The 23,091-nt window shown below is 42.7% G+C and carries 20 protein-coding genes; 7 read left to right on the forward strand and 13 right to left on the reverse strand.

Annotated elements, in window-relative coordinates; translation table 11 throughout:
• The first annotated feature begins 117 nt into the window (after positions 1-117).
• Positions 118-1,263: a flagellin lysine-N-methylase gene (fliB, locus tag OCV70_RS10215; RefSeq protein WP_262579681.1), complete on the forward strand. Its 1,146-nt coding sequence runs from the start codon at positions 118-120 to the stop codon at positions 1,261-1,263.
• Between the two features lie 63 nt (positions 1,264-1,326).
• Positions 1,327-1,929, forward strand: a complete 603-nt coding sequence (locus OCV70_RS10220) for a GNAT family N-acetyltransferase (RefSeq protein ID WP_117852908.1) — start codon at positions 1,327-1,329, stop codon at positions 1,927-1,929.
• 16 nt (positions 1,930-1,945) lie between these two features.
• On the opposite strand, the gene OCV70_RS10225 is transcribed toward OCV70_RS10220, so the two are convergent.
• From OCV70_RS10225 to OCV70_RS10270, 10 genes are all read right to left on the reverse strand, one after another.
• Entirely contained in the window at positions 1,946-3,751 is a 1,806-nt protein-coding gene (locus OCV70_RS10225) for an amylosucrase (RefSeq protein ID WP_173767458.1), read from the reverse strand.
• Positions 3,752-3,950: 199 nt separating this feature from the next.
• Positions 3,951-5,444, reverse strand: a complete 1,494-nt coding sequence (locus OCV70_RS10230) for a glycoside hydrolase family 32 protein (RefSeq protein ID WP_021925623.1) — start codon at positions 5,442-5,444, stop codon at positions 3,951-3,953.
• Between the two features lie 71 nt (positions 5,445-5,515).
• Positions 5,516-6,376: a carbohydrate ABC transporter permease gene (locus tag OCV70_RS10235; RefSeq protein ID WP_021925622.1), complete on the reverse strand. Its 861-nt coding sequence runs from the start codon at positions 6,374-6,376 to the stop codon at positions 5,516-5,518.
• Positions 6,376-7,257, reverse strand: coding sequence for a carbohydrate ABC transporter permease (locus tag OCV70_RS10240; protein WP_021925621.1), 882 nt, complete (start codon positions 7,255-7,257; stop codon positions 6,376-6,378). The genes OCV70_RS10235 and OCV70_RS10240 overlap by 1 nt, the downstream gene beginning before the upstream one ends.
• Before the next feature lie 157 nt (positions 7,258-7,414).
• Positions 7,415-8,677 (reverse strand): ABC transporter substrate-binding protein, encoded by a 1,263-nt coding sequence (locus tag OCV70_RS10245; protein ID WP_117852903.1) that lies wholly within the window; start codon positions 8,675-8,677, stop codon positions 7,415-7,417.
• 404 nt (positions 8,678-9,081) lie between these two features.
• Positions 9,082-10,068 carry a LacI family DNA-binding transcriptional regulator gene (locus OCV70_RS10250; protein WP_021925619.1) on the reverse strand — a complete coding sequence of 329 codons (987 nt, stop codon included), beginning with the start codon at positions 10,066-10,068 and terminating at the stop codon, positions 9,082-9,084.
• Positions 10,069-10,259: 191 nt separating this feature from the next.
• Positions 10,260-10,802: an HdeD family acid-resistance protein gene (locus tag OCV70_RS10255; protein ID WP_262579682.1), complete on the reverse strand. Its 543-nt coding sequence runs from the start codon at positions 10,800-10,802 to the stop codon at positions 10,260-10,262.
• On the reverse strand, positions 10,799-12,628 hold the full coding sequence (ftsH, locus tag OCV70_RS10260; RefSeq protein WP_021925617.1) for an ATP-dependent zinc metalloprotease FtsH: 1,830 nt from the start codon (positions 12,626-12,628) through the stop codon (positions 10,799-10,801). The genes OCV70_RS10255 and ftsH overlap by 4 nt, the downstream gene beginning before the upstream one ends.
• Positions 12,625-13,074, reverse strand: a complete 450-nt coding sequence (locus OCV70_RS10265; protein WP_117852901.1) for a hypothetical protein — start codon at positions 13,072-13,074, stop codon at positions 12,625-12,627. The genes ftsH and OCV70_RS10265 overlap by 4 nt, the downstream gene beginning before the upstream one ends.
• A gap of 161 nt (positions 13,075-13,235) precedes the next feature.
• The gene (locus OCV70_RS10270) at positions 13,236-14,657 is read right to left on the reverse strand and encodes an aspartate ammonia-lyase (RefSeq protein ID WP_021925615.1); all 1,422 of its coding nucleotides are present in this window, start codon (positions 14,655-14,657) and stop codon (positions 13,236-13,238) included.
• 183 nt (positions 14,658-14,840) lie between these two features.
• Here OCV70_RS10270 and OCV70_RS10275 point away from each other — a divergent pair, with 183 nt between their 5' ends.
• Complete coding sequence (locus tag OCV70_RS10275; protein WP_186900855.1) at positions 14,841-15,776, forward strand: LysR family transcriptional regulator; 936 nt, start codon at positions 14,841-14,843, stop codon at positions 15,774-15,776.
• A 36-nt stretch (positions 15,777-15,812) separates the two neighbouring features.
• Here the strand turns inward: OCV70_RS10275 and OCV70_RS10280 are convergent, their stop codons facing one another.
• The 3 genes from OCV70_RS10280 to OCV70_RS10290 are packed head-to-tail and all read right to left on the reverse strand — an operon-like array spanning position 15,813 to position 17,568.
• Entirely contained in the window at positions 15,813-16,349 is a 537-nt protein-coding gene (locus OCV70_RS10280) for a TetR/AcrR family transcriptional regulator (RefSeq protein WP_173767420.1), read from the reverse strand.
• A 33-nt stretch (positions 16,350-16,382) separates the two neighbouring features.
• On the reverse strand, positions 16,383-16,985 hold the full coding sequence (locus OCV70_RS10285; protein WP_173767418.1) for a hypothetical protein: 603 nt from the start codon (positions 16,983-16,985) through the stop codon (positions 16,383-16,385).
• Between the two features lie 52 nt (positions 16,986-17,037).
• Positions 17,038-17,568 carry a YwqG family protein gene (locus OCV70_RS10290; RefSeq protein ID WP_173767416.1) on the reverse strand — a complete coding sequence of 177 codons (531 nt, stop codon included), beginning with the start codon at positions 17,566-17,568 and terminating at the stop codon, positions 17,038-17,040.
• A gap of 322 nt (positions 17,569-17,890) precedes the next feature.
• Between OCV70_RS10290 and OCV70_RS10295 the strand changes: the two genes are divergently transcribed.
• The 4 genes from OCV70_RS10295 to OCV70_RS10310 all read left to right on the forward strand — a co-directional run bounded on the left by OCV70_RS10295 (position 17,891) and on the right by OCV70_RS10310 (position 23,063).
• Entirely contained in the window at positions 17,891-19,546 is a 1,656-nt protein-coding gene (locus tag OCV70_RS10295; protein WP_117852862.1) for a carboxylesterase/lipase family protein, read from the forward strand.
• A 276-nt stretch (positions 19,547-19,822) separates the two neighbouring features.
• The gene (locus OCV70_RS10300) at positions 19,823-21,484 is read left to right on the forward strand and encodes a carboxylesterase/lipase family protein (RefSeq protein WP_021925768.1); all 1,662 of its coding nucleotides are present in this window, start codon (positions 19,823-19,825) and stop codon (positions 21,482-21,484) included.
• A gap of 252 nt (positions 21,485-21,736) precedes the next feature.
• Complete coding sequence (gene thiE / locus OCV70_RS10305; protein WP_021925769.1) at positions 21,737-22,393, forward strand: thiamine phosphate synthase; 657 nt, start codon at positions 21,737-21,739, stop codon at positions 22,391-22,393.
• Between the two features lie 10 nt (positions 22,394-22,403).
• Positions 22,404-23,063 (forward strand): HAD family hydrolase, encoded by a 660-nt coding sequence (locus OCV70_RS10310; RefSeq protein ID WP_173768513.1) that lies wholly within the window; start codon positions 22,404-22,406, stop codon positions 23,061-23,063.
• Positions 23,064-23,091 lie beyond the last annotated feature (28 nt).

A 23,091-nucleotide genomic window follows, 5' to 3' on the forward strand; every position in this document is an offset into this window, starting at 1 on the left:
CAACAACATTCCTCACAAAAAATCCAGATTCTCTCATACTCTTGCACAATCCTACACCTTATTTTATAATAGCGATGCATATCTGTTTATACCAATGATAAAAACAGGAGGATTTCCATGCAAATTACAAGACCTGATTATTATAAAGAATTCATCTGCATTGCAGATGTCTGTCCCGATACCTGCTGTGCAGGCTGGCAAATTGTCATTGATGAAAAAAGCCTGAAGAAATATCGCCGTGTAAAGGGGCCTTTCCGGGGACGGCTTCACAATGACATTGACTGGAAGGAGCAGGTTTTCCACCAGTATCACAGACGCTGTGCATTTTTAAATGAAAAGAATCTCTGTGATATTTACAGCGAAATCGGAAAAGAAATGCTGTGCGATACCTGCCGAAAATACCCCCGGCATATTGAAGAATTTGAAGGACTTCGGGAATATTCCCTTTCCCTTTCCTGTCCGGAGGCTGCACGCATCCTTCTTGGAAAAAAAGAAAAAACCACCTTCCAAACTGCAGAGGTTCCGGTACCTGAGGAAACCTATGAGGATTTCGATTACCTGCTTTTTACGGCACTTATGGATACCCGCGACTTCTTTCTGGAAATTGTACAGAACCGGCAAATCCCTATGAAGCTTCGTCTTCAGAAAATACTGGCTGCTGCCAGTGACTTCCAGCGCTGCCTGGACAAAAATGAACTTTTTAAGTGGGAAGATATCCGCCAGCGCCATAAAGCGTCCGGATTCGGAGAAGGTTTTTCAAACAAAGTAAAACAACATATAAATCAAAAGGATACACCAGAGCAGCTGTTTAAAAAAATGTGGAAAACGATTGTTCCGGAAATGGAAGTTTTAAGACCCGGATGGCATGATTTTTTAAATAAAGCCTTAAGTGCTCTTTACGGAAAATCTGCTCCAGCTTATTTGGAGCACAAAGACGATTTCTCAAAAGCCTATCCGAACTGGAATATTCAGGAAGAGCAATTACTTGTGTACTGGATTTACACCTATTTCTGCGGTGCAGTTTATGATGAAGAAATTTTTGCCAAAATAAAAATGGCTGTAATCTGTACCCTGCTGATTCACGAGCTTGATATTGGCACTTATCTGAAAAACGGCCGCATTTTTTGTCTGGGAGACCAGATTTCCATCTGCTACCGATTCTCCAGGGAACTGGAGCATTCAGACCTGAATCTGAACGCTCTTGAAAATCTGCTTGCTTCAGATAAGCTGTTTTCTCTGGAAAATATGCTGAAAATATGCTGAAGCCATATAGCTTTAGCATATTCAGCCTTACAATCTTTATGCAAACCCAAGGAGGAATTCACCATGTCTGCATCCAAGATTACCATTCGCCCTGCCACGCCGGATGACGCCGAGGCACTGCTCTCTATTTACGCTCCTTATGTAGAGCAGACTGCAATCACCTTTGAATATGAGGTTCCGTCAGTCGAAGAATTTCGGGATCGAATCGTACATACCCTAAAGCTGTATCCCTATTTGGTTGCCCAGCGGGAAACCAGCACCAACAGCGACGCTTCCACAGAAATCGTAGGCTACGCCTATGCAGGTCCGCTCCATGCGCGTGCTGCCTATGCCTGGTCTGTGGAAACCTCCATTTATGTAAAAAAAAGCGAAAAAAAATCCGGGATCGGCAAGGCACTTTACTCCGCTTTGGAGAAAGTCCTTGCCGCCCAGAACATTACGAATGTAAATGCCTGCATTGCCAGCCCGGAAACAGACGATGAATATTTAAACCATAACAGTATTCAGTTCCACCAGCACCTTGGTTATTCCATGATAGGTGAGTTTCATAAATGCGCCTACAAATTCGGACGGTGGTACAATATGGTCTGGATGGAGAAGATGATCGGCAGCCATCATCAAGAGCAGCCGGCAATGATTCCCTTCCCGGAAGTCACGAAACTTTAGAATTCCCCTTCAGGCTTTATTTTTTCTTCAGCCAGAAGAAACCATAGGCCGGTACATTAACCCCTGCTGCTTCCATTTCCTGACCTGTGATCAAATCCTTATACAATCCGTCACGCTCATTAATCCAGGCTGTCTTGTCATATTCACTAAAATTAAACAAACCGTAGATTTTCTCGCCCTCAAAATAGCGTCCGATACAAAGGATGCTATTGTCCCAGGTCTCTACTGTCCAGGTATCTGCATTTGTCATAAATGCTTTTTCATTCTTGCGGATCTTCTCCAGCTGATTCAGTCGTCTGTTCAGCTGGCCTTCTACGGTTCTTGGATTATCACTTTTTGCCGCCAGTTCCCAGTTCATCACACCTCTGTGAATGTAACGGGAATCCGGCGCTTTGTGCGGATCCAATTTGTAAGAATAATCATTCACCTGTCCAATCTCATCACCGCTATAAATAACCGGAATTCCAGACTGCATAAACATATAGGCATGAAGCATTACATCCATCTGGATTGCCTTTTTCATAGCCACTTTGTTCTTCTCGAATCCAGCTTTCTCAATTCCACACATGGATGCTGTCGTTCCACAGAATCTTGCATCTCCTGTAACCGGATCCTCATTATAAAGAACACCACGGCTATTGCTCTCCCCCGCAAAGCCCTGGAAATAATCATTCAGATATTTCTTATGAGAGCGCTCTTCAATTCCCTCCTGGCTAAGAGTTGCATAATCCAGCCCCCATCCAATATCATCATGACAACGCAGATAGTTCAGAAATACATAATCCTTAGGCAGGCTGTTCACAATGTCCAGCTGCTTCTTCAGCAAACGAACATCTCTGGTTGCAACTGTATGCCAGGTAGTTGCCATTGTGGTTACATTATAAAGCATATGGCATTCCGGCTTCTCCACGGTTCCAAAATATGGAACAACCTTTTCCGGCTCCATAACAACCTCTCCCAAAAGCAGAATTCCCGGGCACACAATCTCACTGATCAGACGCATCATGCGCACAATAGTATGTACCTGTGGAAGGTTCCGGCATGGGGTGTTCAGTTCTTTCCATATATATGGCACCGCATCGATTCGAATAATATCAATACCTTTATTTGCAAGGAAAAGGAAGTTGTACATCATTTCATTGAACACACGGGGATTTCTGTAATTCAGATCCCACTGATACGGATAGAAGGTTGTCATTACGTAATGTCCGATTTCCGGCAGCCAGGTAAAATTACCAGGCGCTGTGGTAGGAAATACCTGTGGTACGGTTTTCTCATAAAGGGACGGAATATACGGATTGTCGTAGAAGAAATATCTGCTCATATATTCTCCATCACCCTGACGGGCTTTTTTTGCCCATTCATGATCCTCTGAGGTATGATTCATAACAAAATCCATACATACGCTTATGCCTTTTTCATGGCATGCACCGGTAAGCTCCTCCAGATCCTCCATTGTTCCAAGCTTTTCCTGAACCTTTCGGAAGTCTGCCACTGCATAGCCCCCATCAGAGCGGCCCTCCGGTGTATCAAGGAACGGCATCAGGTGAATGTAGTTTACATTGTTCTTTTCCAGATAATCAATTTTGCTTTCCACACCCTTCATGTTTCCGGCAAAATTATCAATATAAAACATCATGCCAAGCATATCATTTTTCTTGTACCAGTTCGGATCTGCCTCGCGTTTTAAATCCAGGTTCTTCAAAGTATCTGTACGCTCCTGGTAAAACGCCTGAAGCTGACCGCATAATTCTGCAAACATAGAGCCATTTCCATAAAGCTCCATGTACAGCCAGCGCAGCTCATCAATCTTCCTCGCCATACGGTTATCGAAAATCCCCTGTGTGTCAGGCTTAACTGCTTTTTTTTCCTTCACTGCTGATACTGTTTTTTCTGTTTTTATCTCTTTCGCTGTTGGTACTGTCTTTGCAGCAGTCTCAGCTTTTACTGTTCTTTTCTTTCTTTCCCTCTGGTTCACGTTCTTTTCCTCCTCATATCTGCCATCAGATCATTTTCCTGATTTATTTGCGCAGTTCATACCGGGTAACATCCATTTCCACCTTACCATCTGCAAAGAAGGAAATTCCATCTGCTTCCAGATCTGTATAAAGGGTAGCTGTAAGCACATGCTCTCCATCATTTACAAAAATCTCTGCACTGTAGCGATCCAGGATCAGACGAAGCTTCAATTCCCCATTCTCGCTGTTCACAAGACTTCTTCTCTGATGAATGATTGCTCTCCTGGAACCGGAGAATTTACGGTCAATTTTCAGTATAGATTCATAAGGACGGAAGCTTACTGCAGTATGACAGGTTTCATTCTGAGCAAAACGAACTGCAAATTTCTTATAAATATCCTGCGCATCTCCAGGACGAAGTGTGATCTCCATATCCACACATCTGCCGGATACACCGTCCAGACGGATTACATCCTCAAAAGCAACATTTTTGTACTCCACTTTGTTTGTGCGGAGGTTCTCCAATTCACGGACAGGTTTCTGGATCAGTCTGCCATCCTTAATAGAAAGCTCTCTTGGAAGACTCATCTGTCCAAACCATTTGCCCTTTGGAATTCTATTATTCGCACATGTATCCCAGTTCTGCATCCAGCCAATCATAATTCTTCTGCCGTCCGGTGCTTCCACTGTCTGCATTGCATAATAGTCGATACCATAGTCTACTGCCTGGTCCTTTTCCGGGATAAAGGTCTTGGTTTCCTCATCAAATTTACCGATAAGGCAAAGAGTTCCATCTCCATTGTGATACTCAAAGCCTTTAGGAAGCATATCCTGCGGACTTATCAGCACCACATCTTTTCCATCCAGTGTAAAGAAATCCGGGCACTCCCACATTTTTCCGAAGCTGCCATCATTAGAAAGCATAACGGATTCAAATTCCCAGTTATATCCATCTGCACTCTTATAGAGAAGAATACGTCCTCCTGTACCATCCATTCTGTTATTTACCATCACACAGCGATACGTGCCATCCTCACATTTCCACATTTTAGGATCGCGAAAATCAAAAGGACTGCTGTTCTTTGGCATATCTTCCACAGTCAGAATCGGGTTTCTCACATCCTTCTCATAGTCCATTCCATCTCCGACTGCAAGGCTCTGTGTCTGGATATCACGGACACTGCCGTCCGGCTGCGCTTCTTTACGCACACTGGTATACATAAAAAGCTGCTGTCCATCCGGAAGCTCAAGGGCACTTCCTGAGAAGCATCCAACATAATCATATGGCATATCCGGAGCAATAGCTGCCGGAAGGTATTCCCAGTGCAGAAGGTCCTCACTTACCGCATGTCCCCAATGCATTGGGCCCCACTGAGAATCATATGGATAATACTGGTAAAATAAATGAAATTTGTCTTTATAATAAGAAAAGCCGTTAGGATCATTCATCCAGCCAACTCTTGGAGATAAATGAAATTCCGGTCTCTCCTGGGCTGTAATATTCTGTGCCATTGCTTCTTCATATCTTCTGGCATCTCGTAAAGTCTGACTTGTCATATTTTTATCTCCCTATAGTAGTTATGGGACCCAAAAATATCGCTATCATTGGGCCCCATGTGTATTCGTTGTTAACCTTTGACTGCTCCGGAGGTAACCCCCTCAACAATGTAACGCTGCAGGAACAGATATAATACCAGGATCGGAAGCATTGCCAGAAGGAGGGCCGCCATTACCAATCCAAGGTCTGTTGAATATGTACCATAAAATGCCTGTGTGGCAATCGGAAGTGTGTACAGCTCCTTACGTCCAAGAACAAGGCTTGGAAGAAGGTAGTCATTCCAGAATGCCATTGCATCAATAATTGCTACTGTTGCGATGGTTGGTTTCAGAAGCGGGAATACAATTTTCCAGTAGGTCTGCCATCTGGTACATCCATCAATAAGTGCTGCTTCTTCCAGTTCCAAAGGAATGCTGGTATGAATAGCTCCGTGGAACATGAAGGTTGCCATGGAAAGTGAGAATCCGATGTGCATAAGAATCAGGGTGATTCTGCTGTTCAGCACACCAAAGATACCGCCGTATAAGGATACCAGAGGAATCATAAGTACCTGGAACGGAATAACCATAGAAGCAATCATTAAGGAAAACAAAAGTCCGCATGCTTTCCATTTGTTACGAACAATTACAAACGCTGTCATTGCTGAAAGCAGAATTGTAAAGATTGTAGAAATTGTAGTGATCATCAAAGAGTTTGTGAAGGATGTAGCAAAATTCATCTTCTTCATGGCATCTGTAAAGTTGGTCAGAATAAATCCATGAGAACCAATCAATGCTAACGGATCTGCTGTGATATCACCTTTGGTTTTAAATGCATTGATGATAACCATAATAAATGGGAAGATGAAGGCAAGAAACAGGATGACCAGCACTGCCATTGTAATAAAATGGGTGACTTTCTTTTTCTGAGCTGCTTTTTTGTTTTCGTCCATTATGCTGCCACCTCCCCTTTCTTACCAATATAAACCTGAGTAACACCTACTATTGCGCAGACAACAAACAGAACCAATGCCTCTGCCTGGCCAGTACCATAATTTTTATAAGAGAACGCCTGATTGTATACGTGCATTGCTGCCATTACTGAAGAGTTGAAGGGTTCACCCTTTGTCAGGGAAAGGTTTACATCGTATACCATAAAGCATCTTGTGATTGTAAGGAATAGACACTGTACGAAGGATGATCTCATAAGCGGAATCGTCACGTTCAAGGTTGCCTGAGTCTTAGTACATCCATCAATCTGTGCAGCTTCCATAAGGCTCTTGGATACGCTCATGAATCCAGCTACATAGATCAGCATCATATATCCGGCATACTGCCATACAGATACTATGATCAAGCAGGCCATAGCACCGTTTGTGGTAGCCAGCCAGGAGGTGGAAAGCGCTCCTACGGAAAGAGATTTTCCAAGTGCAACAAACGCACGGTTAAATACGAATTTCCAGACATAACCAAGTACGATACCACCAATCAGGTTTGGTACGAAGAAGCCTGCGCGGAAGAAGTTCTGTCCTTTGATTCCGCTGGTCAGAAGGTATGCAAGGAAAAATGCTACTACGTTTACCAGAATTACGGCAATAACTGAATAAATTAATGTACGGCCAAGTGCCTGCCAGTAAGCTGCATCCTGGAATGTAGCAATATAGTTTGCCAAACCAACAAATGGTTTCTCTTTTGAAACACCGTCCCAGCTTGTGAAGGTAAGATATAATCCATAAATAAACGGAAGGATTACAACTGCACAAAACAGAACAGTGGAAACGCCAGCAAACATTAAATACTGTTTTACTTTATATTTCATGGTGTTTCTTTCCATGATCACGATCCCCTTTCCCTTTTCTTTTTCCCCTTTTCCCTGCTTTTTTGGTGCTTAGCCTCAAAGAGGGAAAGAGACCGCACGCCGCATGACACAGGCGTGCAGCCTCTTGAAGGGGGTGGCATATTTCTATATTGAAACAGAACTATGAAGCTTTTTAGTGTTCTACAGGAGTAGTGTTCTGCCAGTAGTTCTCAAGCTCAGCTGCGAACTCTGCTCTGTCAACCTGTCCTGCAAGATATTTCTGGAAGATTGCACCGCACATGGAGATGTGATCATCCGGAAGGTAGTTGTAGTTCGGAATCAGAGCACCTTCATCTGCATATTTCTTAACAGATTTTCCAAGTGGATCGGAAACTTCTTTCTCATTGTTGGAGAATGCCGGAACAAGTGCACATGTCTCTGCGATGAAGCTCTGTCCTTCATCGGAATCAGCAAGCCATGTAAGGAAATCCTTAGCTGCCTGACGCTGCTCATCACTTGTAGCATCGGAAGAATCAATCATCATAAATTTGGAACCTCCACCAACAAGCTTCTCATTGGAGCCGTCATCTGTGTTCTGTGGTACTGGCATCATTCCCATGTTCTCTGTGTAATCATAAGCATTGATTACAGACCAGTCCCAGTTTCCCCCGAACAGGAATGCGATCTGTCCTTCTGCAAGCATCATCTCAGTTGTCTCACGCTCTGCAGCAATTGCAGAATCTTTAGCGTAGTTGTTCTCCATCATCACATCGAAGAAATCCATAAGAGAATTGAATTTCTCATTGTTTGCAAGATCAGCTGTTCCTTCATGAAGGGATGTGATAAATGCTTCTACATCCGGCTGCTCTTCATAGATCTCAGCAAGGAAGTGAGCTGCAAGAGACCAGTCCTCTTTCATGATTCCGGTAGGTGTCTCCATACCGCCTTCTTTAAGCTTCTCAAGAAGCTCTTTGAAGGAGTCCAGTGTCTTGTAGTCATCCGGATTGAAGGTCTCACCTGTGATTGCTTCAATTGCATCTGCGTTGTAAATAAGTCCACGTGCCTCAAGGCAGGTTGGGAAGCCATTGATCTGTCCGTCTACGCCGATTGCATAATCTGTCTCGTTAACCCAGCTCTGATCACTTAAGTCGATTGCATGGTCTGCTGCCAGTGAATAGATGTCTTTCGGATCTACCATAGAAATTGTGTATGGATCGTTTGCAGAATATCTGGTAGCCAGATGTGCAGATACTGTATCACTGTTGTAATAAACCTCTACGCCAACTCCTGTCTCTTCTGTGTACTCAGCAGCCTTCTCTTCGAACTGGCTCTGAATCTCCATTTTGGAGTTGAAAATTGTGATGTTCACATCATCTGCCATAACCGGTACAGCTGCGCCTGTCATCATTGCTGCTGCGGTTGCCACTGCGATTGCCATTGAAATACGTTTTTTCATTTCTTTCTTCCTCCTATTTTTTACGTTCTCTTTGACGTGTTCTTGATGATTGTATGATAGCATTATGGTCTAAATATGTCAAGCGGTTGTCATATATTTTTTCTGTTTTAAAGTCATTTTGTTAGAGTTATACTATTTCATCATTCCGTTTTTGTGCATTTTTACATGCTAATTTTGGTGGATTAAATTTAATTTTATATTTTCTTTGTTTTTTTCAAAATTTAGCATCTTTTTTATCGCAACCGCATGTCATTTTAACTTTCTACAAAACCATTAAAGGCGTTCTTTCCTCAAAAATAAAAATATCAGATAATAAACTTCCCGTAATATAGAAGTCTAATATCTGATATTTAATACTTTCATAATTCTTCTACCAACAGCAAATAAGCACTGCGGAGCATGAATCAGGTTGTTCCGCGCTCAACCAGGGTCACAGGAAATACCGTCTTGGTAGGAACCACCTTCCCCGCATCAATCTGTGCAATGGCAGAGACAGCCATTTCTGCCATCTGTTCCACCGGCTGGTGAATCGTCGTAAGACCCGGACTTGTAAACTGCGCAATATTTACATCATCAAAGCCTACGATTTTCAACTGCTCCGGTACCTCAATACCAAGATTACTGCATGCCTGCAGCACATGTGCACCAATTACATCCGAGCTTGCAAACACGCCATCCACATCTGGGTGCTCCATAAGTGCCTTCCGCACAAATTCATAGTATTCAAGGGAATCAAAAAGCCCCTTATCGGTTACTATAACCACATTGTCAGTCTTCGTTCTTTTACACGTATCCCTAAATGCAACCTCACGAAGATCGCCGGGCATCTGTATATCTACCCCGGCACTCACTCCGCCAATATACATCAGCTTCCGGCATCCCTTTTGGATCAGAAGCTCTGTTGCCATTACTCCGCCCTGGTAGTTATCGCATTCAATCCCGGAGGTTCCCTCATCCATAGAGCGCTCCAGGGTAATCAACGGAAAATCCAGGCCCTTAAACTTCTCAGTCTCAAAGCTGCCGCTGCAAACAATAACACCTGCTACTCTTCCGCTTTTACACATTTCAATGCACTGCTCTTCCCGCTCCTCCTTATATCTGGAAACAAAGAGCATAATGCGATATCCATGCTTCGCCGCCTCCCGTTCCAATCGACTTAACACCTTGGCGAAATAAGGATGTTCAATATTGGGGAGAATAATTCCAATGGTATTGCTCTTCTGCTTGGACAGGGCACGGGCTGTTTCGTTCGGCTGATAATTCAGGTCTTTCATTACCTGATACACCTTTTCCCTTGTTTTGTCACTGATATATCCTCTGTTGTTCAATACTCTGGAAACGGTTCCCACCGTAAGACCAGATGCTTTTGCTACATCCTTAAGTGTTGCCATATGTAAGTCTCCTTTATTGTGTTCCGCAGATAATACAATAATTCAACGAAATATTCTAATAATTTTTCATGTTGTCTCTAAGTTGATTTTATCATCTGGCAACTTGCTATGTCAACCGATAAATACAGGTTGGATTTACGTCAAAAAAACGCAGACACATGCTGTGAGGCTGCGTTTTGGAAAATTATATTTTACATCCATCCGGAGTCCATGTTGCTGCAGGCCATGACGATACTGTCGATTCCCAAAAGGATCAGGTAAAAGCCGATAATGAAGCCTATGGAAAACAGGGCAATGACTGGCCAGATGATCATCAGACAGCCAAGAATGATTCCCACAATGTTCAAAATCATCGTAAAATAATAGAAAAATTTTCCAGCCAGACGAACAAGAGGGAGATGGGTCAGTCTGGATACGGAATGGGCGATAAACCAAATCGGAAGAAGCATAATAGTAATCAGTTCTCCGGCATTTGGGTACATCAAAAGCATCAGTCCGGCAAGAATGCTAAGGATTCCCGAAACCAGCGAAATGGTAGGACCAAAACCAATATAGCGGTCTGTTTTCGCATAAAATACAATATCGGAAATTCCGGTAACTACTGCCAAAAAGCCATAAACCACTGTGACACCATGAATCATATTTCCAGGATTGATCAGCGTATAAATTCCAAGAAGAATCAGCAGGATTCCCTCAATGAGTTCCAGCCAGCCATAACGTGAACGTCTTCTCATTTTTTCTCACTCTCCTCTTTATTCAGAATCTCCATGAATTCCTCTCCTGTAATTGTTTCCTTTTCATAAAGGAACATTGCAAGCTCATCCAGCTTCTTACGGTTATCCATCAAGATCTTCTTCGCTTTTTCATGCTCCCGTTTCACAAGCTCCACAACCTTTTCGTCAATTTCTTTCTGCGTATCTGCTGAGCAGGAAAGAGAAGCATCGCCGCCAAGATACTGGTTGGTAACCGTCTCCATCGCAACCATATCAAACTCATCCGTCATTCCGTAACGGGTGATCATAGCACGGGCGATCTTGGTTGCCTGTTCAATATCGTTTGAAGCTCCTGTCGTAATCTCGCCGAAAACAATTTCCTCAGCGGCACGTCCGCCAGTAAATGTAGCGATTTTGTTTTCCAGTTCCTTCTTTGTCATCAGGTATTTGTCACCAGTCTCCACCTGCATGGTATAACCAAGCGCACCGGAGGTACGTGGAATAATGGTAATTTTCTGCACAGGTGCAGAATGGCTCTGAAGAGCAGCCACCAACGCATGTCCAATCTCATGATAGGAAACCACTTTTTTCTCCTGATCGGAAAGCACTGCATTTTTCTTCTGGTAACCTGCAATAACCACCTCAATACTTTCTTCCAGATCTGCTTCTGTAACTATGGTACGTCCACTGCGGACTGCCCGAAGTGCTGCCTCATTAATAATATTTGCCAGCTCTGCACCAGATGCGCCAGATGCCATACGTGCAATTGTATGGAAATCCACATCATCAGACGCTTTGATTTTTCTTGCATGAACCTTCAGAATTGCTTCACGGCCTGCAAGATCCGGAAGCTCAACCGGAACGCGGCGATCAAAACGGCCAGGACGGGTAAGCGCCGGGTCAAGGGATTCCGGACGGTTGGTTGCTGCCAGAATGATAACACCGTTGTTGCCCTCAAAGCCATCCATCTCTGTCAGCAGCTGGTTCAATGTCTGCTCACGTTCATCATTGCCGCCAACCTGACCGTCACGTTTTTTACCAATGGCATCAATTTCATCAATGAATACAATACATGGTGCTTTTTCCTTCGCCTGCTTAAAAAGATCACGAACCTTTGAAGCACCCATACCTACAAACATTTCCACAAACTCAGAACCGGACATGGAGAAGAACGGCACATTCGCTTCTCCGGCAACAGCCTTGGCAAGCATTGTTTTACCGGTTCCTGGAGGGCCTACAAGAAGAACTCCTTTTGGCATGGACGCTCCTACATCTGTGTATTTCTTTGGATTATGAAGATAATCTACAATCTCAGCCAGATTTTCCTTTGCCTCATCCTCACCTGCCACATCTGCGAAACGAATTCCTTCACTGGACTGCACATAAACCTTGGCGTTGCTTTTTCCCATTCCAAACGCCATTGAGTTTTTGCCGCCTGCCTGCTCCATCAATTTCTTTGCCATGTAGTTTCCAAGAGCGATAAAAATCAGCAGAGGAAGGATTCCGGTTACCAGAAAACTAATAATAGGTGATGTTTGCTGGTCAATATCTTTGGCAAAGGTAGCTCCGCATTTGTACAGTCTGTCTGTAAGCTCCGGGTCATTCATAAGCCCGGTTTTATAAATCTTTTCATTATTTTTGTCGGTAAATACGATCTGGTTATCCTCTACCTCAACCTCACCGATATTTTTTGCATCAATCATGCTCATAAATGTACCATAATCTGTTTCTTCCACCTGATGCTCCATCAAAATAGGAGATACCACCAAATTAAAAACAATCAGTACCAAAAGCACGATGCCATAATAGTAGATCAACGGCTTTTTTGGCGTTTTTACTTCCTTCATGATTTATTTTCCTCCTTCTCTTCTTCCAGTCGCTGAGCCTCTATTGCTTCCAGGGACACCAGCAATGCCCGGTTTACTGCCTGTACGGCAAAATCAAGGGCATATTCCGCAGTGAGAATTTTTTCCTCTGCGCTGGGAAGAAAATTTGCATTTAACTGCTCGCTTTTTTCTGCTCTCAAATCCAGATTTCTTGACTCCAGAACCTTTTCCACTGCTGCTTCCACCTGATCAAAAACATTTGCCAGTCTTGTCACACATCCTGTCTTTGAATAATGCAGCCTGTTTTCCAGTGTGATCCTGCTTTCTGCACATTCCTGGCGAAGATTCTGAATCTGCTGATGCAGTCTTTCTGTATCCATAGTTTCTGCAAACTGAATACGGCTATGTGTCTGCTCCAGTTTCTTATCCAGCTCATACATTTTCACTGATAATATTGGGTGTGCCATCTGAATCCCCCTCTCTTATGGTTTTAACTGTCTAGATCATAGTTCTTATTTTAGTCCAGTCAGACAAAAGTGTCGATAGTCAGAGTTTTTCCCGTGTATAGACAAAAAAGGCAAAGTGTCAAATAACACCTTGCCTTTACATAATAATCGATTTGAAATTTTTAATCTGTCAGATGCTCTTTTCCGGAAATTCCAGGTTCTGTCATCTGTACCGGATCCAGGATTTCATCCATCTGTTCCTCTGTAAGAATGCCCTGCTCAATGATTAACTTTTTCACAGATTCTCCTGTTTTAATTGCTTCTTTTGCTATTTCCGCTGCTTTCTGATAACCAACATACGGACAGATTGCAGTAATGATTCCCACACTATTTTCTACGAAATAGCGGCATCTTGTCTCATTTGCTGTGATTCCGGTAACACAGTTATCAACGAACGTCTGTACTGCATATCCAAGAGTATCAATAGACTGAAACAGACAATAGAAGATAATCGGCTCAAAAGCATTCAATTCCAGCTGTCCGGCTTCTGCAGCCATAGTAATTGTCACATCGTTTCCTATTACATTAAATGCCACCTGATTTACTACCTCAGGAATAACAGGGTTTACTTTTCCCGGCATAATGGAAGAACCATTCTGCTTCGCCGGAAGATTGATTTCCCCAAATCCGGCTCTCGGACCAGAGGACATAAGTCGAAGGTCATTGGCAATTTTGGAAAGAGTCACTGCACAAGCCTTCACAGCTCCCGATACTGCCACAAAAGGATCCAGGTTCTGAGTGGAATCAATAAGATCATAAGCCTGTACCAGTTCCATATCGGAAATTTCACTAAGGTTCGGTACAATTCGGCGAAGATAAGCTTCGTCTGCATTCAGTCCGGTTCCTACTGCAGTTCCACCCATATTCAGAGTCCGCATTTCATCCATTGCCTTATCCATACGTCTGATATCGCGAAGTACAGCTACACTGTATGCTTTAAATTCCTGTCCAAGACGAATAGGAACAGCGTCCTGCAGCTGTGTTCTTCCCATTTTGATCACGCCGTCAAACTCTTCTGCTTTTTTCTCCAGTGCAGTATGCAGCCTCATAAGCTCTTTCTTTAAATTCTTAAGAAGGCGAAGAGATGTCATTTTTCCGGCAGTAGGAATTACGTCATTGGTAGACTGTCCGCAGTTTACATGATCGTTTGGATTTACTATAGAATAATCACCCTTTTTGCCACCGAGAATTTCATTGGCTCTGTTTGCGATTACCTCATTTGCATTCATATTTAAAGAGGTTCCGGCTCCACCCTGAATAGGATCTACAATAAAATCCTCATGAAGCTTTCCTCCAAGAATTTCATCACATGCCTTTACAATTGCCTGTGCAATTTTTTTGTCCAGAAGGCCAGCTTCACAGTTTGTAATTGCTGCTGCCTTTTTGATATAAGCAAGACTGTTAATAATTTCCGGATGCATATTTAAACCTGTAATATGAAAGTTCTCTGCTGCACGTAATGACTGCACGCCATAATATACATCTTCCGGTACATTTTTGGTACCAATTGAATCTTTTTCCGTACGGAATTCCTGCTCGCTCATTTCTAATTTCTCCAATCTTTTTCTGTTTATTTCCTGCGGTTTCCCGCTTTGTTTTTTTACTTGCCCTTATTATAAGTATCCTATATAATATAAGCAAATACTTATATTATTATAATAATTATAATTCATAAATTATAATAACGATACCAGAGGAAAAGGTCTGAAGTTCAGAAAGGAGTATTTATGTTTCAGGGTATGGAATATGTTTATGAGGTCTATAAAGAAAAAAGCTTTTCCAAAGCTGCTGCTAATCTTTTTATTTCCCAGCCATCTTTAAGCGCAAATGTAAAACGAGTAGAAAACCGTATCGGCTATCCCATTTTTGACCGCAGTACCAAACCCCTTGGATTAACCGAATGCGGAAAAGAATACATCCGCTGCGTGGAAGAAATCCTGGGCATTCACAGAAGCTTTTCCGCCTTTATACATGACTGGGATAAGCTGTCCACCGGAAATCTTACTCTTGGCGGAAGCAATCTCTTTTCCTCCTGGATTTTGCCCCCTTTGATTTCTGCCTTTGTAACGTGTTATCCCCATATAAAGATAAATTTGATTGAAGAGAGTACGGCTCAGCTGGCTGAGCTTCTGCAAAAGGGTTCTGTAGACCTGATTCTTGACAACACTGCCCTGAATCCGGATATTTTTGACAGCCGCATTTTTCATGAAGAGCATCTGATTCTGGCAGTCCCCAGCCATTTTCCTATAAATTCCTCTCTGAAGGATTACCAGATAACAGACTTGCAAATACAGAATGGCAGCTTCCTGAATCCTTCTTTTCCAATAGTTCCACTTAAAAGCTTCAAGGGACTTCCTTTTATTATGATGAAAAATGAGAATGATACGGGAAAAAGAGCCCGGCAGATTTGCCAGGCTAATGATTTTGAACCAGATGTTGTTTTAAATATGGACCAGCAGATGACTGCTTATAACATCTGTCAGTCCGGAATGGGAATTTCCTTTATTGGTGATATTATGCTGTCCCGAATCCCACATAATCATAATGTAGTTTATTACAAGCTTCCGGCACAGCATAACAGCAGAAGGATTTGTTTTTACTGGAAAAAAGGACGATATTTCACTAAGGCGATGGAAGAATTTCTGAATATGTCATGTAAATAGGCCAGAATATGTCTACAAATATTTTTTTGCAGCCTTTTACTTAATATTCGCTGTACCGGCTGTAATTCCCCCCACCATGATCTGATAAACTTCATGCACAATCCCATCCAGATTCTTTGTGTCCTCTGGTGTCCAGTCCTGGAGAAGCCCCAGGATTGCACTGCTATGATAACGGAGGAGCAGCTTTAATTCCTGACGGCCGTAATTCTGATAGAGGTTTTCTTCTTCCACGATCTGCTCAAACAGCTCATATGTACCTCGTCTCAGCGTCTGCTCCACTTCCTTGCCATAGTTACTCTCCACACCTCTTCGCACGTCCGGCATGGCGTTAATAGCAAATACAAACAAATATTTCAGCGCAGCTTCCGGTCCGTCTTGCTGACGGGTTTCTTCAAGAAGCCTGTCTACGCCTTTCCCTATGCTCCACTGAATCAGATCCGGAATTCCCTCAAAGTGATAATAGAACGCCTGTCTGGTAATCTGGCACTCTTCCACAATATCCTTCACTGTCAGCTTCTTAACCTTCTTTTCCAGAATCAGCTTTCTCGCTGCACTTGCGATAACTTCCTTCATGTCCATAATCTGCTATTCACCTTCTCTGTAGTATTATTGCTTTGGTTCACCGTCATCCTCTCTTGCCTGCATAGCCGCTCTTTCCCGAATACTCTTCTTTGGAGCCGCGCTCTGCTGTCTGGATTTATCTCTGGCCGCAGGCTTTGCTGCATAAACACGCTCCGGATCCGCCTTTGCCACCTTCCGCAATCTGGTAACTCCCCAAAGCATAAACAATGGCAGCAAAATCGCCGTAAATAAAAAGCCAAAATTCATAAGACCTGTTAAAAACAGATACACCTGCATCATAATTTCTACTATTAAAAGCGAAATAATAATTTTCATAGTAAACAAGCTTTTATCAATGCGGTTGCTGTTCTTTGCAGTTATAAAGCCTGCAATAATCTCATAAATTCCAACCAGCAGGAAGCAAACTCCTGCTACTCTCAGGAAAGTGCTTCCTACGCCGGCTTTTTTAAGAAGCTCTACATATTCTGCCACACCCTTATCTGCCTGTTGTGCTGTCATAAAAAAATTGATTCCATACATCAGTGTAGAGGTGATTGCTGAAAACATCAGGAAAATCCCTCCAAACATCATCGTCATTTTGCCATTAAGTGCCTGGCGCTCTATCTTTTGTTTTTCAAATTGATCCATGGTAATTCTGCCTTTCTTAAATCATTTTGAGAAAATCAGTGCTGTACAAAAGCTATTTACCCGTTGTTCCCAGATAATTGATTCCATCTCCATTAAGCACATCATTTCCAATAAATTCTTTTTTCTCTGAGTCGTAAGTAAAATCGGTTACTCTGTATCTGGCAGTCCGCACATCTCGAACTACGATATGCAGCTTCTCCTGTTCATCTATCCAGACATCTGCCTCCGGCATTCCCAGCTGAACTGTATCATCAAACATTATATAGGAATCTTCACCGGAACTAACCTGTATCAGGAAATGCCCTCTGTCATCCATTGCCAGTTCTCCATCTATAAGCATATCTTCCTGCACAAAGGTCTGAAGCTCCCATTCTGTTTCTTCGTAAATAAACGGACAGGAAGAATATAGTGCCATGCCATCTGATTCGCCTTCTGTCGGACTGATTTTTACTTGTTCTGTTGATGTTTCTTCAACTTCTGTTCCGATTTCTTCTGCTGCCTTTATTTCCTGCTTCTGAAAGCCGATAGTGGAAAGCGAAAAGCCTGCTGCCAGCAAAACAGCTGGTAAAATATACTTCTTCATACTTGCTCCTCCCGCATAAAAATTCAGTTTTTTCGTTCTTTATTACTTTAAATCATATCACATTAGCATCTATATTTCCATTTATTATGCATCGTAAATTTTATCAAATTATTTTTTTCTATCTTCTTTCCCTGCAAAAGAAAGCAAGAAAATTATAGGAAGAAAGAAAAAGAATTATGGTGAGAAGATAAAATAAATGTCATAATAAATTATCAGCAGCGTGAGAGGAGGAAGAAGGCCGTATACGCAGATAGGGAATCATACCAGAAACCTTTTAAATACCACGGAAATTCAGCCAGGAATACGAAAGGAGAAAACGCAAATGAAAAAAAGAATGGTAGTTTTAATGGCATCAGCGGCCATGATGATGTTATCAGGAATGACCGTATCGGCTTCAGAAAATCTGGATAATGTTGTAGATACCAGTTACGGAAAGGTTCAGGGAATCAACAGTACGGACGAAGGGTATGAGAATGTGGTACAGTTCAAGGGAGTGCCATATGCAGCCCCGCCTGTAGGAGACCTTAGATGGAAGGCACCTGTGGATCACGAGAAATGGGATGATATTCTTGTATGTGATACCAATAGGGAAATGCCCATGCAGGAGCTTGGCTTTGTAGAACCAAGTGGAACAGATTTTCACAATAACACAGCACCGGAAATGAGCGAAGACTGTCTGTACTTGAATATTTCCACCACAGAGGAGAACCTGGCAGGTGACGAGAAAAAACCAGTCTATGTATGGTTCCATGGCGGCGGACTGACAGTCGGACATACCTACAGTGCTGAAGGAAATCTGGATGCTTTCGCAGAAAATGGTGTAATTGCAGTTTCTGTAGAGCAAAGACTTGGAGTATTCGGTTATTTATCTCTGCCTCAGCTTTCTGAAGAGCAGGGACAGAGCGGAAACTACGGATTGATGGATCAGATCAAAGCACTGGAATGGATCAAGGAAAATATTGCGAATTTCGGAGGAGATCCTGAAAACATCACTGTTGGAGGTCAGTCAGGCGGCACAACAAAAGCAACAACTATGATAGCTTCACCAAAAATGGATGTTGATGTAGATAAACTGGTTCTTGAGAGCGGACTGAATTATCCTGGAACATTCCAGAGCCAGGAAGATGCAGAAAAGAACGGAACTGCATATCTGGAGGATTTAGGTCTGTCTGCTGATATTTCCATGGAAGAATTAAGAGCTATGGACGGAGAAGAACTGCTGAAATCCGCAAGTGAACATTACCCCGGTCGTATGAATCAGGACGGTCTTTATGTAGCATATCCAAGCATCCAGGAAGCTGTTAATGAAGGTGTGTTTGATGATGTGTCGATTCTTTCCGGTGCAAATATGGGAGAAGGACAGTACTTACAGACACCAACTGCGGATGAATTTTATGCTGCATACAAAGAAAAATTAGGCGATCTGTATGACAAATATGATTTCGAGAATCTTTTGAAGGTTACAGACAATACTGCTATGATTACCAGCCGACAGCTTGGAACATTAGGCTTCGGAAGCTGGAGCGGCGCTAATATCATGATGAATCGTCTTTATGGCAAACTGATGACTGAAAGAACCGATGGAAAAGCGAAGAATTATACTTATCTGTTCAGCCAGGTAACTCCGGAACGCATTACAGAGATAGGAACAGACCGCTCTGCCGCCGAGCAGTGGGCATGGCATTCCAGCGAACAGTTTTATGTCTTTAATTCTATGCGGGATGGTGTACCTGCTTCCAGAGACTGGAGAGACTGGGACTATGAACTGGCAGAGAAGATGAATCAGTACTGGGTGAATTTCATTACCAATGGTGATCCAAATGGAGAAGGCTTAGCTCAGTGGCCAGAAGCAGACGAAAACATGGGCTATATCGACTTCGGAGCAGGTATAACCGTACATTCCGAACCATTAGCACCATTAGAAGAACTGATGGAAGAATTTGCACAGCAGTATTTCCAGGTTCCATTATCAGAATAATAGAAAAACACGCTGAATTAAAAAGTATTTACGCTGCATAGCTGCCATAATTCCCCAATAGGCAACTGTACCCTAATAGTAAACCACAGAACACAAGCTGTGTGGAGCTATTAGGGTACTTTTTGATTTTTCTTATCTCCTTAGAAATCAAAAAAGTTATAGGAAGAAAGAAAAATACTTATAGTGAGAGAATTAAAAAAATGCCATAATAAATCATCGGCAATATAAAAGAAAAAAAGCAATGTAAGTAACAAAGAATACGAGGAGGAAATGTAAATGAAAAAAAGAATGGTAGTTTTAATGGCATCAGCGGCCATGATGATGTTATCAGGAATGACTGTATCAGCTTCAGAGAATCTCGATAATGTTGTAGATACCAGTTACGGAAAGGTTCAAGGAATCAACAGTACGGATGAAGGGTATGAGAATGTGGTACAGTTCAAAGGCGTGCCATATGCAGCCCCGCCTGTAGGAGACCTTAGATGGAAGGCACCTGTGGATCACGAGAAATGGGATGATATTCTTGTGTGCGATACCAATAGGGAAATGCCCATGCAGGAGCTCGGCTTTGTAGAACCCAGCGGAACAGATTTCCACAATAACACAGCGCCGGAAATGAGTGAGGATTGTCTGTACCTGAATATTTCTACCACAGAGGAGAACCTGACAGGTGATGAGAAAAAACCAGTCTATGTGTGGTTCCATGGAGGCGGACTGACAGTCGGACATACCTACAGTGCTGAGGGAAACCTGGATGCTTTTGCAGAAAATGATGTAATTGCAGTTTCTGTAGAGCAGAGACTTGGAGTATTCGGTTATTTATCTCTGCCTCAGCTTTCTGAAGAGCAGGGACAGAGCGGAAACTACGGATTGATGGATCAGATCAAAGCACTGGAATGGATCAAGGAAAATATTGCAAATTTCGGAGGAGATCCTGAAAACATCACTGTTGGAGGTCAGTCAGGCGGCACAATGAAAGCAATGTCCATGATAGCCTCACCGCAAATGGATGTTGATGTAGATAAACTGATTCTGGAGAGCGGACTGAAGTATGTCGGAGCATTCCAGAGCCAGGAAGATGCAGAAAAGAACGGAACTGCATATCTGGAGGATTTAGGTCTGTCTGCTGATATTTCCATGGAAGAATTAAGAGCTATGGACGGAGAAGAACTGCTGAAATCTGCAAGTGAGCATTATCCGGGCAGCATGAACCAGGATGATCTTTATATAGCATATCCAAGTATCCAGGAAGCCATCAATGAAGGTGTATTTGATGATGTATCTATTCTTTCAGGAACAAATATGGGAGAAGCAAAATACCTGGCAACAGCAACTGCTGATGATTTTTATGCTGAATACAAAGAACAGTTAGGTGATCTGTATGACAAATATGATTTTGAAAATCTTTTGAAAATCACAGATAAAACTGCTATGGTTACCAGCCGTCAGCTTGGAACATTAGGCTTCGGAACTCAGGATAGCCGCAATCTTATGGTAAATCGTCTTTATGGCAAGCTTATGGCTGAGAGAACTGATGGAAAGGCAAAGAATTATACTTATCTGTTCAGCCAGATAACTCCGGAAAGCATTACAGAGATAGGAACAGACCGTTCTGCCGCCGAGCAGTGGGCATGGCATTCCAGCGAACAGTTCTATGCATTTAACTCCATGCGGGATGGTGTACCTGCCTCCAGAAACTGGAGAGATTGGGACTATGAACTGGCAGAAAAAATGAATCAGTACTGGGTGAATTTCATTACCAACGGTGATCCAAACGGAGAAGGCTTAGCTCAGTGGCCGGAAGCAGATGAAAACATGGGTTATATCGATTTCGGAGCAGGTATAACCGTACATTCCGAACCATTAGCACCATTAGAAGAACTGATGGGAGAATTTACACAGCAGTACTTCCAGTTCCCAACACAGGAGCAAGAATAATTTAAAAGCCTCATATATTGAATAAAAATAATTAACTGTACCCTAATAGTAAAACACAGCATAAAACCTGTGTAGAGCTATTAGGGTACTTCTTGCTTTCCTGGCAGCTTACCCACATGGTGTAAAAAAATTTCCGCGCACGGTCAACTAAGGCTTTTTCATGGGAATAGTTTTGTGGTATACTGCCTTATAGTAAACAGAACTGGTTTATGTTTTTTTACCATAATTATTATGAAGTTAGGAGATTTTGATATGAACTGTGATAAAAACGATCTTTTACTTTATGGCGTTACAGACCGCAGCTGGTTAAATGGCAGAACTTTATACGAGCAGGTAGAGGATGCCCTGAAAGGCGGTGCCACATTTATCCAGCTCCGTGAAAAAGATCTGGATGCTGACAGCTTTCTGAAGGAGGCTGTGGAAATTAAAGAACTATGTGCACGTTATCATGTGCCATTTGTAATTAATGACAACGTAGAGATTGCAAAAAAAATTGACGCTGACGGCGTACATGTAGGACAGCATGATATGGAAGCATCCAATGTGCGGGCGATTCTTGGACCGGATAAAATCATCGGTGTTTCTGCCCAGACAGTAGAGCAGGCAGTGCTTGCCGAAAAAAATGGTGCTGATTACCTGGGTGTCGGTGCTGTATTTCATACCGGAACCAAAAAAGATGCTAACAGCATCAGCCATGAAACTGTGAAACAGATTTGCGAAGCAGTAAACATCCCAGTTATTGCTATTGGCGGAATTTCCCGTGAAAATGTTATGGAGCTTCAGGGTACCGGAATCTGTGGAATTGCTGTGGTCAGCGCTATCTTCGCAGCAAAAAATATTACAGAAGCCACAAAGGAGCTCAAAGAGCTTACCAAGAACATGATTCAGAGCTGCGAAGCAGATCGCTAGGAGGATACTTATGTTAAAGGGTGCAATCTGGGATCTGGACGGAACACTTCTGGATTCCATGTCCGCCTGGGATCATGTAGGCGAAATTTACCTGCGAAGCCAGGGAATCGAGCCGGAGCCTGATCTTAATGAGATAATTGCTACTATGAGTCTTCAGCAGGCAGCTGATTACTTTATTGATTATTATGGCGTAAAGCAGACTCCTGACGATCTGATCAAGGGTGCTGTCGCAATTGTAGATGACTTCTACCGCTATGAGGCTCAACTAAAGCCTCACGCAGCCAAATTCCTCACACAGCTTCATCAGGCAGGTGTTAAAATGTGCATCGCAACCGCCGCAGAACGATCTCTGGTAGAGACCGTTCTGACTCGCTGCGGGGTGCTCCATTGTTTCAGTGAAATATTTACCTGTACTTCCGTGGGAGCAGGTAAGGACGAACCAGCTATCTATCGGGAAGCTATGAAATTTCTTGGTACTGACAGAAGCAATACTATTGTTTTCGAAGATTCCCTCCATGCACTGACAACAGCCAAAAATGATGGTTTCTATGTGGCTGCTGTTTATGATGAGCACGAGGAACACCAGGATGAAATCCGCCGTATTGTGGATTGCATAATTACAGACTATGACAATCCGGAAGAATTTAACAAATTTATTCAAGGCATTTAGAAAATTTTTGAAAAATCATTTCCTGATT

Source organism: Blautia acetigignens, from assembly GCF_025566865.1.
Taxonomy (GTDB): Bacteria; Bacillota; Clostridia; order Lachnospirales; family Lachnospiraceae; genus Blautia_A; species Blautia_A acetigignens.